Below are 15266 nucleotides of genomic sequence, written 5' to 3' on the forward strand. Positions count from 1 at the left end.
TCTTCTTTCATAAAAAAAACTGTGTTAGCAAAGTTAATACTTTATTCCTTGCTGACACAGTTTAATTTACATCCTCCTTTCTTTTAGTGCTTTCTTTCTGGCTCTGTATTCCCTTTGTCTTCTGGCATTTTCTGCCTTATGTTCTCGACAATATTTTTTATTATACTCTGAACTTTTCTCCACGTTTCTAGGAGTTATAAACCGCCTTTCATAGCACTTTATTTCTTCCCCTTTGGAATATCCGTCTATCAGTGAAAACACTTTGTTGGCTTTGGTATGCAGTTCAAATCTAAGCGGTTCGTTATTATATGGTATATAGATAGAAATATTACACTTGATAGTATTAATTCTGTCAATAAATGCGTATTCTATAGTTTCGTGTATAATCTCAAATCTCAATTTATCATCCGTAATATTAGAAACGTCCAGTTCTTTAGGCTCGTCCACTTTAATCAGCAGACCTTGAATCTGTTCCCTTTCCATATAATACTGTGACAGCATTTTTCTTTCATCAGCCAATTTGCCACCTAGTTGCTTGATAATCCCTTTGGCTCTGTCAATGCTCATAGTTCCGTCCAGATAAGCACTGTCTTCCACCTTGGTTATTCTGTTCTCAATATCTTTCAAGTTTTTTTCGGAAGTGGCAATCTTATTATCGTATTCTTTCAGTTTCTTCTGGTAGGCAATTCTATCTTTAGTATTACCAGTGATTAGCTTACTAAGGTAAAGTCCCGAAGCGACACGCCACAATATACTATCCACAATATTTATTTGCACCCATATCCCTTTATCGCAATTCTGGCAGTGATAGGTGTTGTTATTTTTCTTGGCTACCATAATACTGCCACAATAAGGACATCTAAGCAAACCTTTACCAAAGTAATAATTATCATATTTCTTTTTGGGAAGCAATATATTGCCCTTGGCAATCTCCTTACACTTGTTTATCATTTCTATGGTAACTATCGGAGGATAAACATTACCTTCTGTTTTTAATTTGTTCAAACCACTAGAACTGGACGGTTCACCCGCATAGGCTATATTTCTAAGCGTCAAACTAACAAACTTACAAGCATAGGTTCTACTACCTTTTCTAATGATACCTTGTTCTGTCAGTTCTTTAGCCAATGAATTATAGCTGTAATTACCAGTAAGATACATATTAAATATTTTTCGTACTACACTGGCTTCTTTTTCGTCTTCCACTATCCTACCATTATCCACCTTATAGCCATATAGCAACCATCCACCAGTATAGATAGACTGTTTACGGTTAGCATCCTTGGTACGTTTCCATCTGGCTAGCTTGGTTCTCATTTCACTTTCTGCCATCTGGCTGAACAAAGTAAATACCATATCTGCCGCCTCATCTACAGTTCCATCATCTTTTAACAGTCTGATAGAGGGGTTCTTTACTATAAGCTGTACCTTTCTTTCAACCAGATAATCCAAGACACTAAAGTTTATCTTCTTCTTTCTGGCGATACGTGATACTTCCCAACAATAGACACAATTTATTGTATTGTCCGATTCTATCAGTTCTTTCATTCTGTTAAGTCCGGCACGCTCTTCTTCTGGCAGTTTAATACCAGATTCTTTCTCGCAAATAGAAATAATATCTTCTGGCTTGTAACCGTCCTTGACAGCCATCCGATAAATCTCCTTTTCTTGTTCGTCAAAGTCCTGCACCTTGGTAGATACTCTTACTAATAATATTGCTTTCATACTATCATTTACTAATCAGATGCAAATATACTAATATAAGTAACAAGATATTCAAATATAGGTAAAGAATATCCAGCCGGTGGCATGGGCTCCAATCTGATGAACCGGACGACAAATATGCACCTCGCCGTCACGGGTGATGTAGAAATGATAACCGATATCGGCAAAGCCCCGTGCCAGATGACTGCGGCGAAGCGCCTCCACCGAGAAGTGACGGTCACAGCGCGTAGCGCTGCAATGAACTACCAGGAGGGTTACCTCCCGATAGTTCTGATAGAAACTGCCTGCTTTCATCCGGCTAACGGTTGATGCAGGAAGTCAAGCCAAACACTCCGGCCAATGTAGTGGCCACGGTAATAATCACTTTAAGGACAATGCCCCATACAGATTTTGATTTTGTTTTCTCACTCATAACAATTTGCAATTAAGGAATTAAATACTATGGTTAGCTGCATTTTTTAGACAGAAGAACATATTTATTTTCTCTCTTTTGTCTTTTCGTTTCATCCTAACGGATTTTCCCCCTGGTCTCCGTCCGAACCGCCTCCCGGGTTGCTGCCTCCACCGGCATCTTCACCCCCGCCAGTGGCTCCGGTCAGGTCCACGGTAGTCTTTCCGGCCTTCAGGGCTTTCACCACGGCACGGGCTGCACTTCGGGTTGCCACCAGATTGAATTCCGCCTCCTCCAGCAGCTCTCCAAAACGCTGGCCGCAGGTCCAGTTCACATTCAGCCTACGGATATGGATGGCAGGATTGAACTCCTTGGCAGAAGCCGCGCCGATACTGTTGATGCTGATGTAGAAACTCCCCAGGTCGCCCAACTGGATTTTTTGTCCGGCCAGCAACTGCTCCCGCATGCAATCCACGGACATGGTGAGGATGGCAACGATATCCGAACGCTTGTACACGCAGCCATGACTGGCTATATGCTCGGCAAAGCGGTTGATGTCCATCACTTCCGAATACTGCGCACTTGCGTACGCTTTTTTGGCAACCGTCTTATCGGTAGGATTGCCACGCATCACGATACTGTAGTTAATCATAAATTAAAAATTATAAGTTAAAAATTAAAAGATAGGGAGACGATACTAATCCCAGGGGCTTACGATTACTAATCTTCGCGCGTCACGATTACTAATCTTCACCCTTCATCGTCTGACAGAACAAAGATACGACGTACCTCCGGGCAGAATAAGAGATGCGGTGAAGTGATATGAAGGGATGTGGGAAAATGTGAGATTAGGTAAGATTATACCGGGTTCCGGCAATGGGTATACAGAAAAAATTCCGTACATTTACAGTGTATTAACCTGTTAAAGTATTGTTTATGAAGTACGTTGAAGACTACGAAAATATCCCCGGCAAAGAGTGGCCCGTCCGTCCCTATTACAAACGTGAACTGGCAGAGGCATACGCCCCCACCATTTCACCGGCATCCGCACTCAACCGCTTGTCCAAATGGATGAAGCTGAATTTGGAACTGGACGAAGCCCTGCGGCATACCGGCTACAAAGGCTCCCAGAAAATATTCACCTCCCTGCAGGTGGAACTTATATTCAGGTATTTAGGAAAACCATGAAAGAATCAATCCCCCACATAGCGCGCCATGGCGCATTGGTTGCGGTAGATTTCATCCCCTTTCAGCTCGACCACCCGATAACCACGGCGGCCACCGGAACGGACAGCCTCATAGCCCTCCTGCTTCATCACCAGACCGAGGCGCGTGGGACTCAAGGGTTGCCGGATACCTATGTTGATATGTCCCAGTATCTGGGCATTGGTCAAGAACATGCACTCCTCGCCCGGCATGGGGCGGCGATAGTACACCTGAACGAGCTCACGCTCCAGGCAGGGCACCTCAAAATAACGGTTATGAAGATTCACGGCATCAATCTCCTCCTGCTCAAACCAGTAGTGGAAGCCGCTCTTCCAGAGGGCATAGCCTTGCGCATACACTCCGGCATAGTCTATGGGATAATCGAAAGGACTGTCTATGGAATCCACCTCGAAGGGAAGCCAACGGCGGTTGCCACTGAGGTCGTTGAGGAAGGTGACGTTGTTGCTCGTGCCGCAGAAGCTGGCTATATGCGGACGGCTCTCCTTGAAGTGCCCGTAGGCGGCACGCTCGTTCACGTCTGTCATGCCGGTGATGGCCTTCAACTGGCTGACCTGGGCAGAGGTCATCTCCTCCAGCTCTTCAAGGCATACCAGTGCAAACTCGGTCAGCGTAAAAAGGTCGTCCTTGCTGACGCGCCGGCTGTTGCTTTTCACATAAAAATAACGCTGAAGTTCGACAGGAAGCAGACGCTGCATCCAGGTAGTCTTGTAGATGCCCTGCTTACCGATGAAGACCAGAATCTCATGATTCACCACCTTGGTATCGAGCAGCGAAGCAATGGTGGCCACCAGCCACTTCTTGAAATAGATGCCGAAAAGCTTCTGGTCGTCCTTCACATGTACGCCGGCAGCCAGACGGGCAATAGGGTCAGTAGTACCGTCCCAAGCAGGCAGCCCCTCCAGATAGGCTACAAAGGGATTGAAAAGCGGCGTGTACTCCGAATCGAGCACGGAACGTATGTCCGCAATGCGGGCAAGCATCCCTGCCTTGTTCATGCGGCTCCACAACGTGTTGACGTAGCGGTCGGTCAGCTCCGCATACTCCTCTCCGCAGTCGGCCATCAGGACTTCGAACTTGCCGCTCACCGTATTTTTGCGGAACTTCGCCTGTTCGGAAAGGAACTGCTCGATATCTGCCACCGTGGCAAACTTTTCATCGTCCTCTCCCCTGCGGACAAGGGAGCGGATACCATGCTCCCCGGTATTCGCGTAGCAGGAGCCGATGACAGCTGCCACATCCCCGTCATAGTCGGGAAAGTGCTCCGCTGCCCAAGCGGCGGCTGTCTTCCGGGCCACTCCGTACTGGTTGAGCAGATAACCCATGCGCATCACATATTCGTTATGATGATGTTCACAATAACTCACTCCCTCCTCTTCCAGCAGGCGTTCGGCAGCTTTCACCACCTTCTCCAAACGTTTGTTGCGCTTTGTCGGCACAGCTTCGGAAGCGCCATCCTGCGGTTGGGGAGCAATCGGACTATCTTGCAAAACAAAAGAAGCGGCACTGGGATTGTAATATACATGAGGGTCGGAAGCCAGTCCACTGATACGGGTAGCATTCTTGCACTGCCCGTCGCTTTCGAAGCCCACCAGGCAGGAATAGTAGTCGTTGACTTGATTGAAATACTTGGCGTATTGCCGGAAGGCTTTTCCCTTTTCCGCTCCGTTCAGGTCATCGATGCGGCAGATGATACGGATGCCATGACCGCTGATGGTGGTGTAGGCCATCAATGTATACTTGTCGGCACAAATCAATGTCAGTGTGGCAGCCATCCGCTCGGGAGCGATATGGTCCAGGTCGACCAAGGTATAGCCGGTCCAGGCACAGATATGTTCGCGGGTCTTCCCACCTTCAAAGCAGACGGCAACAGCGAAGCAGGGACAGCCGGACTTCTCGCGGTCGGCATCCTTACGCAGGTCTTGCTGCAAGTAGTAGCGATGTTTCTCGGTGCGGTCTCGCAGGGCAGCGTCGCATTTAATGATGTTGACTATTTCTTCAAGAGAAGTTTCTACTGATTCTGTATCCGAATAGCCTCTGAAAAGGCTGATATTGCGGTGTTCCATAATTTACTGATTTTTGTTTATGTTTAAAATTACGACGCGAAGGAACGCATAAGTGCCCAGATACACAAGTCCGGTCGTTTCCACTACATGGAAATGATTTCGCTTGTTTTTATTATTGTTTAACAATTAAAAGAGTCAACATGACAAAGAAAGAGCCGGTGACACCGGCATTCGGAGCTTTTCTGAGCAAATGCCAGAAAGAACAGCTCGTTAACGGCAGACATCTGACCAACGAGACCATCGCCCAAGCAACGATGATGAGTACCAGAACCTACAACCTTTTAAAAAAGGGCTGAGCAACAACATCAACCAGATACATGCCATAACGCATTTCTGGAGGTCGTTCCCGAAAACAGACCAAGAAAGGGAGAGTTTTGAGAAAGAGGTAGCAGATTGCCTGGAGAAGGATTTGAGGAATTATAGAATCCACACGGGAGTCTTGAAACCTTAACCTCACTCGAGGCCTTGACACTTGTGGCACCCTTTTTCCAATACTCCCTATTAGGCTAATATTTATCACACACAAACGATACAGGTCTGTGCATATTGATAATTTGTCTCGCGCGCGTAACGGATATTTATGTTTAAGGGGTGACACAGGTGTCAACTCGGGAAAAAACAAGAAAAAGAATTAGGAAAAGAATAAAAAAAGAATCTAATACAAGATAAATAAAAAACTTTATCTACCTTTGGACGTTGAATATAGAAAAAACTACAATGGCAAATAATTATATATCTGATTTAACAACTCCTGAAGCGATTCAAAGGATTTGGGAAAAAGGTATTATCGTAGACGGATATAATGCGAGTTTATATCGTCAGGATTTTGCCGGAGCATGGATTTCCCGTGAAGCTTATGGAGATACCGACAATATTTTGGGATGGGAAATAGACCATGTATATCCTGAAGAACTGGGAGGTGGAAACCACATAGAGAATCTACGTCCCATGAATTGGAGAAACAACCGCAGCAAAGGAACAGACTATCCACATTACACCGCAGTTGTTACTTCCGAAGAGAACAAGAACATATACAGAGATACAGCTTGTACGGTAAGCGACGCTTTACAAACTACTTTACAAAAACTATATAATATATGATAGCACGCATTCTAATCCGGCAATTGTATGACACTTACAACTATGATATTCAATTTCCGGAAAATCAGCGCGTAACAATTATTACCGGTCCTAACGGATATGGAAAAACTACATTCTTAAAAATAATCAATAATCTACTAACCTGTAATTTTTGGTTTTTCTATCTTCTGAAATTCAAGGAAATTCAAATATTCTTCCGAAATGGAATGAATATATCCATACAAAAAAAGAGAATCGAGGCAGAAGACAACAATCGTGAAGACAGAACGCCCGCTTCACTAAAAGAAAAAGTTTTTTTCCGTTTAAACGCCAATGAAAGTGATGAAGCTTATATAGAAGAATTTTCTCTTTCTTATTCAGACATACTCCGTTTAAGGCGACAGCTCCTCCCTACCCTGTCATACAGACAGACTGAAGAATATGATATAGAAGAACTGTTAAACAAAGAATACAATATAGATTCAGATATTTCTATCTTGGAAAAAAGTAAAAATATCCGGATGTTTTTGCAAGAGCGGAAATGCTCTTTTATAAAAGAGCAACGGATTATCGCTTCTACACAACATTCCGGTTATGATGGACGAAGAAGATTATTAAATCAATTTGAAATCGACGATATTGCCGCACAACTGATAAAAGAGTTCGCAAAGCAACAAATGGAGTTCGCATCAGAAAGCCAAAAAATAGACAGCACATTCATCAAACGCTTAGTAGAAGGAACATATAATAAATACAAAGAGGCAGAATTTCAAGAAAAGCTATCAAAATTAAAAGCAAAAATCAACAATTACAAAGAATACGGATTGATGCCCCAAATTGATATTCTGGAAGAATATCCCGAACATTTACAAAATGTGCTCTCACTCTACATTGATGATATGGAGCAAAAAATGTCTTCATTTGATAAATTCTATAAGCAACTTTCCCTTTTTGACCGTTTTGTCTCAGGCAAAGTCCTTTCAAATAAGAAAATCAAATTAAATGAAGTCAAAGGGGTCAGCGTAATAAACGATAAAGGGGAAGAAGTTCCACTCCGCAAATTATCCAGCGGAGAGCAAAATTTGATTATCTTGTACTACAAATTGGCTTTTTCGACTGATATGCGTACCGTATTGCTAATTGATGAACCCGAAAACTCATTACACATGGCATGGGTCAGCCAAATGCTTGAAGACTATCAGAAAATGGCAGAAGAATTAAAATGCCAAATTATTATAGCCACCCACTCCCCTGCTTTCATCAACGAACATTGGGATATATCCTGTGACCTATACACAAACAACGAAGAGAACAACCATGCAGAATTTGCAGAGTGTAAATAATCCTATAATAACAGCCAACCAGTATCTGCTGGAATGGAAGACGCCTTCAAAAGCTCACAAGACATTAATCTTGGTGGAAGGAAAAGACGACCGAGAGTTCTACTATAAATTCTTTCAAGATTCGAATAGCGAAATTAAAACAAGTGGCGGTTGCGGAGCTTTTAGAAAAGTCTATAATTGCCTGCAAGGAAAGATAAAGAATATTGCCATCAAAGACAGTGATTTTGCCCGTTTATGCCACATTTTTCCCACAGAGGATAATATCTTTTACGCTGATGCACACGATTATGAAATGATGTGCCTGAAAAACGAAAGCACCCGTCAGGAGATATTTGAAAATCTGGCTATAACATACAATGAAGATTTATGGAAACAAATCTTTCAAGAACTAAATATTCTTTCCTATTTTAAATGGTACAACTACTGTGAGCATTTAAAATATAATTTCAAGACATTTAGCGTTGAAGGGCTTTCTTCCGAGCAATTAAAAGATTTCGAATATATACATACACAAATTCTTCCGAAATCCAATCCAAACAGAATTATTACAGCTAATGACATTGAATCATTTCAAAGAGACCACTCCCCTTGTTGTGAATATGAACTGACTAATGGACATGATTTCATAAAACGTTTCTGCCATCATCTCAAAGCCGGCAACTTAACCCATAGGCAAGAAAACGAAAACAGCATTCGAAACAGATTGCACCCATGTTTCCGTTTAGAAGCATTCGTTCAAACGCAATTATATCAAGATATATCGGATTGGGAGAATGCCAATGGAAGCAATATATTGAAAAGGCCCAATTAGTATAATAAATGGATACCCTTTCTATTTTCTAACTTGACGCACTTTGCTAACTGACGTACTTTTGTGCATATTGATAATTTGTCTCGCTCGCGTAACATGTATTTGTGTTTAAGGGGTGACACAGGTGTCAACTCGGAGAAAAAAACGGAAACAATTAGGAAAAGCGGAAGGAAATTTGTTTCTTTGCAAGAAAGAAAAACAGAATGACTGGCAACATAGAAATCCATATAGAAAATATTGGTCCTATACGCGACTCTCGAATAGAACTGAAGCCATTTATGGTATTCTCCGGTGAATCGGGAACGGGAAAGAGCTACACCGCATTGCTTGTGCACTACATATACAGAGTGTTGTGCAACAATGACATGTCTGGCTTTTTTGCAGAGAACAATGCCTCGTACGACAAGCATAAAGAGCAATTGCCCGATGCAAACCAAGGCGTACTCTATGAATTCACGTTGCAAGAATTTGAAACATGGTGTAACCGGTCTGCCATCAAATACGTGGGAAAGATGCTTGGATATTATGCTTTAGAAGGAAAAGTTTCCATCAAATTCAACGGATTATCAACAGACCGATACAAATTCACCTATGCCAAAGAAGTGCTGGAAATGGATGGAGAGATGAAGTATTACGATACTGTATCAATAAATAATGACTTACCCCTCCGCCTTCCTTATAATTCTACGGAATGGGATGGAATTCCTTATATGTTTCTTTTCACCGAATATATAAAATCAATATTCGGAATCAACCAAAGAAGCACCTTCTTGTTGCCGCCCTCACGCGGGGGAATCGTCTGTCTGAACGACATCGGCAGAAGCGCCCTGACCGGAATGTACAAAGAATTCATGTGGGACTTATCCAGCCTTAAGACAGCATCTCCGGGAAATGAGGCAACGAATGATTACGGTTCTGTTTTGAGTCGGACACTGATAGACGGAACAATCAACCTCCATAACAATGACTTGTACTACGAACAGCAACCTTACGGAGAAATCCCCATCATGGCCGGTGCAGCTTCCATCAAGGAACTCGCTCCTTTTGCCATCATGCTCCAAAAAGGATTAGTAGGCGACTACTCCATTATGTTTGAGGAACCGGAAACCAACCTCCATCCGGAACTCCAGATAAAAGTAGCAGACATATTGGCCCAACTTTTGCATAAGGGATGCCGTTTTCAAGTGACCACTCACAGTGATTACTTTCTCCGCCGGATAAATGACCTTCTCCGCTTGGATTTGTTGAAGGACAGGCTCGACAAGGATGAATACGAAACCTTCTGCCATGAACATCACTATAATCCGGAAGTAACTATTTCATCGGAACTTGTAAAAGCATACTATTTCAAACGCAACCCGGACAAGACGGTAAGTATAATAGAGCAGGACACCCAAAGTGGAATACCTTTTGACACGTTCCGTTCAGTATTGGAAAACCAACTGACAGACAGTTCATACGTTTACGACAAAATATGCGAACTGAATGGAGCAGCTGATTAAGGAATATAATGAAATATACCCCACCTATGCTTCAAATGGGGTTGTAGAGCTAAATCATACTTTTGACGAAGCAAGCAATAGCGGCAAGCCCAACACATTCCAACGTCTGACCGTGAACGGAATGAACGGCATTGTCATCCCAAACGTAATCGTGAAAGACAACACCTCCATTTTTAAAAAAGCAGGTTCAAAAGCCATTTTGAAAGATGACTGCGATGGAATATTCTTCACAGAACACGGTGGACAGAAATATATTTATCTATGCGAGTTGAAGAGTTCTTTTTCCACTCAACAGATAGCCAAAGCCAAAGACCAAATTATCGGTTCATACCTCAAGCTCCATTCTTTATTGAGTTTGTTGCAGTCGTACAACCCTGAAGAATGGATTATAAAAGGAATAATCGCCTCTTTTGCACCGGACACAGAACAACAAGCTCTCCTCTCAAGGCAAAAAGAGGCAGGGAATAAAATTTGTAATTTATGCTACAACCTCCATAGAGACAAAAAATATTGCATGCCGGAAAGCAATTGCAAGAAATTCTATTCCCCGATGAATGTACCGGAACTGACATTGCATTACGTTCCCGTACCAGACAAAAAAGCAAACTTTACAGTTGACTTCAAAGAGCTGGTGTAAGCCCCGACAACACCATGCCTTAATATTTCACGGAAGAAAAATTTAATCTCAATAATTATCTCATGATTAGTAACACCTGTATTCACAGGCGGTTAACTGTCATGAGGCGTTATGAGAGACTTACGGTCGAAACATACTAAAAAAGATATTTTTAGTATTCAAATACACGAATTCACCACTGATGACAAGCAGCGATTTTTTAGTACTTATATCACTATCCTATTAGCCATTGTTTCTACGGCAATAGCTGATAATAGCAAGCATACAAGCGCTTGTTTTTGATTCATTTATTTACAACGACAAAAAAGATTTCATGTTAGCATCTCAAAGAATCATTTTTAATACAAGTATCATGTATGCCAAGACGGTTCTCACTTTGGGCATTACACTGTACTCAACAAGAATTATATTAAACGAATTAGGAGAGAATGATTTTGGCATCTATAATGTAGTAGCAGGAGTCATTGCTATGCTCTCTTTCCTTACCCATGCCATGTCTCAATCTACACGACGATATATGTCTAATGCCATTGGAAAAAAAGACATCGAACTACTTGCTACCATATTCAAGTCCAGCATAAAAATTCATTTGATTTGGGGATGTGCGTTTGTCTTGCTTCTTGAGGTATTAGGAGTATTCTTGTTCAACGGTTTTTTAAATATTCCACCTCACAGATTATCAACCGCCTATTTCGTATTCCATTGCATGGTAGCCAGTACATTTTGTTCTATTACGGTCATTCCCTATGTTGCTGCAATAAATTCGCATGAAGATATTTTTGTTATCTCAATCATATATACATTAGAATCTTTTGCTAAGTTAGGGATAGCTTTCTACCTGCAATATACCCTTCATGACAAGCTTATAGTTTATGGACTTTTATTGGCAACAATATATTGCATCGCAACTTTAATATACAGATGGTATTGCCATACACATTACAAAGAAATACATATTAAAATAAAAACGAACAAAGACACCACTAAGGAACTCGTTAAATTTTCCTTTTGGACTGTCATAGGCAATGCCAGCAGAATAATATCCACACAAGGCTCCACTATTCTCTTGAACCTTTTTGGTGGAACTGTAGCCAATGCCGCCTATGGCATAGCCAACCAGGTTAACGGACAAATGAGCTTTTTCTCGGCCTCGCTACTGCAAGCCATAGAGCCACAAATAATGAAAAGCGAGGGAAACAATGATACTCATAGAATGAAAAGGCTAAGCCTACTAACCTGCAAATTATCATTCTTTCTAATCTCATTTTTCAGCATCCCTATTTTTTGCAAGATGCCTTACATTCTGAATTTATGGTTAAAGGATGTACCGGAATACACCGTAATCTTTTGCAGAATTATCCTATTGACAGCTCTGATGAGCCAAATTACGATGGGACTTCAATCTGGAATATACGCCAAAGGGCGTATCAGAAATTATCAGTTAGTCATGAGCATAATACAACTCCTCTCATTACCACTGGCTTTCATCTTACTAAAAGCAGGATTTCCTGTAGAAATCATTCTATATTCACTCCTAATGGCCGAAACCGCAATGGGCATATCCAGAATTATTCTTGCTAAACATCTCATTCACATAAAGATAGCAATACTGATAAAAGAGATGTTATTGCCTTCTCTGGCTGCATGTATCGCAACTTTTATAGCTGTAAACTATTCCTCTTCCCTATTCATGACAGATTCCATATTTACATTCTTAATGCTATGTCTTGAATCGTTTTTAGTATACAGCTGCTTATTTTGGATAATTGTGCTGAACAAAAACGAGAAGCAGTCATTTGTTAAATTATTAAAGAACTATTCATTTCTAAAAAACGAAGTCGTGCATAAACACAATTTTTGCACAAAAAAAGAAAATACAAAAAACATCTGAAATGAGTCTACAAATCAGTATTTACGATAAAATAAATTATTACCTGCTAATAACAGGTCTGATATTTGGTGTTATTTTTTACGATTTCATAGGAATAAGATTCGGATTCACATACATAGACGAATTTTTTGTCGCCATATTAGCTATGTACAGCATATTAAGAAGAAGATTTTCAAAGGATTTTTTCATTTTCATAGGAATAGCCCTATTTTATCTGCTATATTCTTTCATGTATCCTATCAATACCCATCAAGCCATCTTAACAGATTTTCTTATACAAATAAAACCTTTCATTGCCTTTTATTGCGCATATAATTTAGGAATATACATATCACCCCGATATTACAAACGCACCAGACAGCTTTGCATAATATCTGCCATAGCAATGATTCCCGTCGGTATACTGGGTGAAAGCTTTATGATGTCAATAGAACTTCATCCTTCTCGCTTTGCCACTATCATAACCATTCTCGGAACACTGTACTATTATTGCTCCCGTCAAGATAAACATGCCCGTAATATAGCTGCAATCATTTGGAGTATAGGGCTTTTTAGTTTAAAAGCAAAGTTTTATGGATTCTATGTAGCCGCCTTATTTCTTCTTTTCATTTATCCTAACAAAAAGTTTAAATTATCTCCCCGTATAATTATACTGCTTACAGCATGTTTGAGTATGGTCATATTTATTGCATGGGAAAAAATATCATATTACTACATTGCAGGAGCACAAGCAAGCAGCATATATGCACGTCCCTATCTATATATGAATTCCATAACGATTCTAAATGATTATTTTCCATTTGGCAGCGGTTTTGGCACTTATGCAACCCATGCTTCGAGCCAATTCTATTCTCCATTATATTTCAAATACAAAATGTACTTAAACTATGAAATAGGAAATAAACGATTCCTTTCGGATACTTTCTTTCCATCATTAGCCCAATTCGGTTATATAGGAATAACGCTATTCACGCTATTTTGGTATCGCATATTCCAAACCGGCAAAAAATTAAGGAATTTCAAAATCATATTACTTATCATTTTCTTCTTTGTTTTTGAATCTACATCAGATGCAACCTTTACACAAAACAGAGGAATATATATGCTAATTCTGCTGGCAATGTTCTTAAACAAAGAAAGATATTTAAAAGCAATTCAGAAGAAGAAGATATAAAATAACTGCAAACAACAATGTCTATCAAAACACTAAAACAACAATTACGTTCTGACTTCAGTATATACAACACCCCTACACTCTCAAAGAAAACATCAAAAGCACTAATCAAAGCGCTTAGGGGAGGGTAAAATATATTTACTATGTGATATTTATTCCTGAATACAAAGTTGTATTTTGGATGAGAATCGTCTCGTATTTCAGGCAAAAAAAAGCGTTCTTTATCATCTTTTTATTAGCGAAACTAATGCACTATCATTATTATAATAAATATGGTATAGCACTCCCCATCGGACAAAAAATTGGTACTCCATTCATGATAGGTCACATACCAGGCATCATTATCAATGGCAATGCAACTATTGGCAATAATGTTTTAATAATGCAAAATGTCACTATTGGAAGCACACGAGGCAAAGGTGCGCCAAGAATAGGCAACAACATACTACTGTGTGCCGGCGCAAAAATAGTAGGAAATGTCAACATAGGAGACAATGTAGTAGTAGGAGCAAACGCAGTTGTTGTTCATGACATACCAAACAATTCTATTGTAGCAGGCATACCGGCAAAAGTCATAGGGAATGACCCCGAAAGAATTTTGAAATTCTATTTACCAAACTATAAATAATTATCAATCATGATTCCAAAAATTATCCACCAAACAGCAAAAAACAAAAAGCTCTCATGGGAAGAGCGAATGCTAAGAAAACGTGCTATGAAATTGATGCCCGACTATGACTTCAAACTTTATGACGACCAAGAGAATAGAGCCATTGTTGCAAAGCACTTTCCTGAGTACCTTTCAAAATACGACAACATCAACAAAGGCGTTGCCAAAGCGGACGTTATTCGCCTGATTTACATGTATTTATGGGGGGGGGTACTATTGCGATACCGACTACAAATGGTTAGCCTCTCCAGACAAATTCAGCCTGAATGAGTGTATTTGCATTTTACCAATTTCAAGAGGACAAAAAGATAATATAGAGTGTTTGGGAAATGCGGTATTCGGTTCTGAACCGAAAATTGAATTTTGGAAAGACTTTATCGATTACTTGTTTCAAGATAGCGAAATTTCACAACTACAAGAAAATAGAATTGAAAAAGTAACCGGTCCGGAAGGACTTACCAAGTTTTTCTTGGCCAACAGAACCAAGTACCCATACATCACCCTCCCGCAAAGCAATATGTTTCACCCACGCCTCAAAGGAGTATCCGCATTAACAGACAGTTCAAGCATCGGGATTCACCACTGCTGGTCATCCTGGAGAAGCGGTAGTTTCAAAGACAAATTAAAAATATACATTGTAGCTAACACTTGAAAAGGGACCCGGAACAACATTTAAAACGTGCCCCACCCATGGGTATGTTTAACCGAACAAAATTGGTATATTCATAAAAACCAATGGCGTTCATAATATG

Annotated in this window: 16 protein-coding genes and 1 pseudogene; 12 read left to right on the forward strand and 5 right to left on the reverse strand. The window is 40.6% G+C overall.

Features of this window, described 5'->3' with window-relative positions:
• Positions 1-66: 66 nt before the first annotated feature.
• From ACESTD_RS17755 to ACESTD_RS17770, 4 genes and pseudogenes are all read right to left on the reverse strand, one after another.
• Positions 67-1725 (reverse strand): recombinase family protein, encoded by a 1659-nt coding sequence (locus ACESTD_RS17755; protein WP_373159065.1) that lies wholly within the window; start codon positions 1723-1725, stop codon positions 67-69.
• 72 nt (positions 1726-1797) lie between these two features.
• Positions 1798-2019, reverse strand: a pseudogene (locus ACESTD_RS17760) (N-acetylmuramoyl-L-alanine amidase); the annotation flags it as partial.
• A 4-nt stretch (positions 2020-2023) separates the two neighbouring features.
• Positions 2024-2137, reverse strand: a complete 114-nt coding sequence (locus tag ACESTD_RS17765; protein WP_005828021.1) for a smalltalk protein — start codon at positions 2135-2137, stop codon at positions 2024-2026.
• A 91-nt stretch (positions 2138-2228) separates the two neighbouring features.
• Positions 2229-2768, reverse strand: a complete 540-nt coding sequence (locus tag ACESTD_RS17770; RefSeq protein ID WP_005828019.1) for a hypothetical protein — start codon at positions 2766-2768, stop codon at positions 2229-2231.
• Between the two features lie 284 nt (positions 2769-3052).
• On the opposite strand from ACESTD_RS17770, the gene ACESTD_RS17775 reads away from it, so the two are divergent.
• On the forward strand, positions 3053-3304 hold the full coding sequence (locus ACESTD_RS17775) for a DUF4248 domain-containing protein (RefSeq protein WP_005828017.1): 252 nt from the start codon (positions 3053-3055) through the stop codon (positions 3302-3304).
• A 5-nt stretch (positions 3305-3309) separates the two neighbouring features.
• Here ACESTD_RS17775 and ACESTD_RS17780 read toward each other — a convergent pair whose 3' ends face one another.
• On the reverse strand, positions 3310-5406 hold the full coding sequence (locus ACESTD_RS17780) for a BT4734/BF3469 family protein (protein ID WP_022401530.1): 2097 nt from the start codon (positions 5404-5406) through the stop codon (positions 3310-3312).
• Between the two features lie 140 nt (positions 5407-5546).
• On the opposite strand from ACESTD_RS17780, the gene ACESTD_RS17785 reads away from it, so the two are divergent.
• The 11 genes from ACESTD_RS17785 (at position 5547) to ACESTD_RS17835 (ending at position 15166) form a co-directional block, all read left to right on the forward strand.
• Complete coding sequence (locus tag ACESTD_RS17785; protein WP_005828011.1) at positions 5547-5702, forward strand: hypothetical protein; 156 nt, start codon at positions 5547-5549, stop codon at positions 5700-5702.
• A gap of 421 nt (positions 5703-6123) precedes the next feature.
• On the forward strand, positions 6124-6507 hold the full coding sequence (locus ACESTD_RS17790) for an HNH endonuclease signature motif containing protein (protein ID WP_087332630.1): 384 nt from the start codon (positions 6124-6126) through the stop codon (positions 6505-6507).
• Entirely contained in the window at positions 6504-7829 is a 1326-nt protein-coding gene (locus ACESTD_RS17795) for an AAA family ATPase (protein ID WP_087332631.1), read from the forward strand. The genes ACESTD_RS17790 and ACESTD_RS17795 overlap by 4 nt, the downstream gene beginning before the upstream one ends.
• Positions 7804-8640, forward strand: coding sequence for a DUF4435 domain-containing protein (locus ACESTD_RS17800; protein WP_195288696.1), 837 nt, complete (start codon positions 7804-7806; stop codon positions 8638-8640). Before ACESTD_RS17795 ends, ACESTD_RS17800 begins: the two co-directional genes overlap by 26 nt.
• Before the next feature lie 203 nt (positions 8641-8843).
• Positions 8844-10142 (forward strand): AAA family ATPase, encoded by a 1299-nt coding sequence (locus ACESTD_RS17805; RefSeq protein ID WP_098032075.1) that lies wholly within the window; start codon positions 8844-8846, stop codon positions 10140-10142.
• Positions 10126-10779 carry a hypothetical protein gene (locus tag ACESTD_RS17810; RefSeq protein ID WP_098032076.1) on the forward strand — a complete coding sequence of 218 codons (654 nt, stop codon included), beginning with the start codon at positions 10126-10128 and terminating at the stop codon, positions 10777-10779. The genes ACESTD_RS17805 and ACESTD_RS17810 overlap by 17 nt, the downstream gene beginning before the upstream one ends.
• A 352-nt stretch (positions 10780-11131) precedes the next feature.
• Complete coding sequence (locus ACESTD_RS17815; RefSeq protein WP_272195410.1) at positions 11132-12670, forward strand: MATE family efflux transporter; 1539 nt, start codon at positions 11132-11134, stop codon at positions 12668-12670.
• Position 12671: 1 nt separating this feature from the next.
• A complete protein-coding gene (locus tag ACESTD_RS17820; protein ID WP_098032078.1) occupies positions 12672-13844 on the forward strand; it encodes a hypothetical protein in 1173 nt (390 codons plus the stop codon).
• 145 nt (positions 13845-13989) lie between these two features.
• Complete coding sequence (locus tag ACESTD_RS17825; RefSeq protein ID WP_373159064.1) at positions 13990-14472, forward strand: serine O-acetyltransferase; 483 nt, start codon at positions 13990-13992, stop codon at positions 14470-14472.
• Positions 14473-14481: 9 nt separating this feature from the next.
• Positions 14482-14784, forward strand: a complete 303-nt coding sequence (locus tag ACESTD_RS17830) for a glycosyltransferase family 32 protein (RefSeq protein ID WP_272216643.1) — start codon at positions 14482-14484, stop codon at positions 14782-14784.
• Positions 14785-14836: 52 nt separating this feature from the next.
• On the forward strand, positions 14837-15166 hold the full coding sequence (locus ACESTD_RS17835) for a hypothetical protein (RefSeq protein ID WP_373170158.1): 330 nt from the start codon (positions 14837-14839) through the stop codon (positions 15164-15166).
• The last annotated feature ends 100 nt before the right edge of the window (positions 15167-15266 follow it).

The organism is Bacteroides sp. AR20 (genome assembly GCF_964250605.1).
GTDB lineage: Bacteria > Bacteroidota > Bacteroidia > Bacteroidales > Bacteroidaceae > Bacteroides > Bacteroides uniformis.

What these genes read in the sequence shown, in the direction of transcription:
- ACESTD_RS17775 (WP_005828017.1), top strand. Translation starts at nt 3,053, where the DNA reads ATGAAGTACGTTGAAGACTACGAAAATATCCCCGGCAAAGAGTGGCCC.
- ACESTD_RS17830 (WP_272216643.1), top strand. Translation starts at nt 14,482, where the DNA reads ATGATTCCAAAAATTATCCACCAAACAGCAAAAAACAAAAAGCTCTCA.
- ACESTD_RS17810 (WP_098032076.1), top strand. Translation starts at nt 10,126, where the DNA reads ATGGAGCAGCTGATTAAGGAATATAATGAAATATACCCCACCTATGCT.
- ACESTD_RS17805 (WP_098032075.1), top strand. Translation starts at nt 8,844, where the DNA reads ATGACTGGCAACATAGAAATCCATATAGAAAATATTGGTCCTATACGC.
- ACESTD_RS17770 (WP_005828019.1), bottom strand. Translation starts at nt 2,768, where the DNA reads ATGATTAACTACAGTATCGTGATGCGTGGCAATCCTACCGATAAGACG.
- ACESTD_RS17780 (WP_022401530.1), bottom strand. Translation starts at nt 5,406, where the DNA reads ATGGAACACCGCAATATCAGCCTTTTCAGAGGCTATTCGGATACAGAA.
- ACESTD_RS17755 (WP_373159065.1), bottom strand. Translation starts at nt 1,725, where the DNA reads ATGAAAGCAATATTATTAGTAAGAGTATCTACCAAGGTGCAGGACTTT.
- ACESTD_RS17795 (WP_087332631.1), top strand. Translation starts at nt 6,504, where the DNA reads ATGATAGCACGCATTCTAATCCGGCAATTGTATGACACTTACAACTAT.
- ACESTD_RS17800 (WP_195288696.1), top strand. Translation starts at nt 7,804, where the DNA reads ATGCAGAATTTGCAGAGTGTAAATAATCCTATAATAACAGCCAACCAG.
- ACESTD_RS17785 (WP_005828011.1), top strand. Translation starts at nt 5,547, where the DNA reads ATGACAAAGAAAGAGCCGGTGACACCGGCATTCGGAGCTTTTCTGAGC.
- ACESTD_RS17765 (WP_005828021.1), bottom strand. Translation starts at nt 2,137, where the DNA reads ATGAGTGAGAAAACAAAATCAAAATCTGTATGGGGCATTGTCCTTAAA.
- ACESTD_RS17790 (WP_087332630.1), top strand. Translation starts at nt 6,124, where the DNA reads ATGGCAAATAATTATATATCTGATTTAACAACTCCTGAAGCGATTCAA.
- ACESTD_RS17820 (WP_098032078.1), top strand. Translation starts at nt 12,672, where the DNA reads ATGAGTCTACAAATCAGTATTTACGATAAAATAAATTATTACCTGCTA.
- ACESTD_RS17815 (WP_272195410.1), top strand. Translation starts at nt 11,132, where the DNA reads ATGTATGCCAAGACGGTTCTCACTTTGGGCATTACACTGTACTCAACA.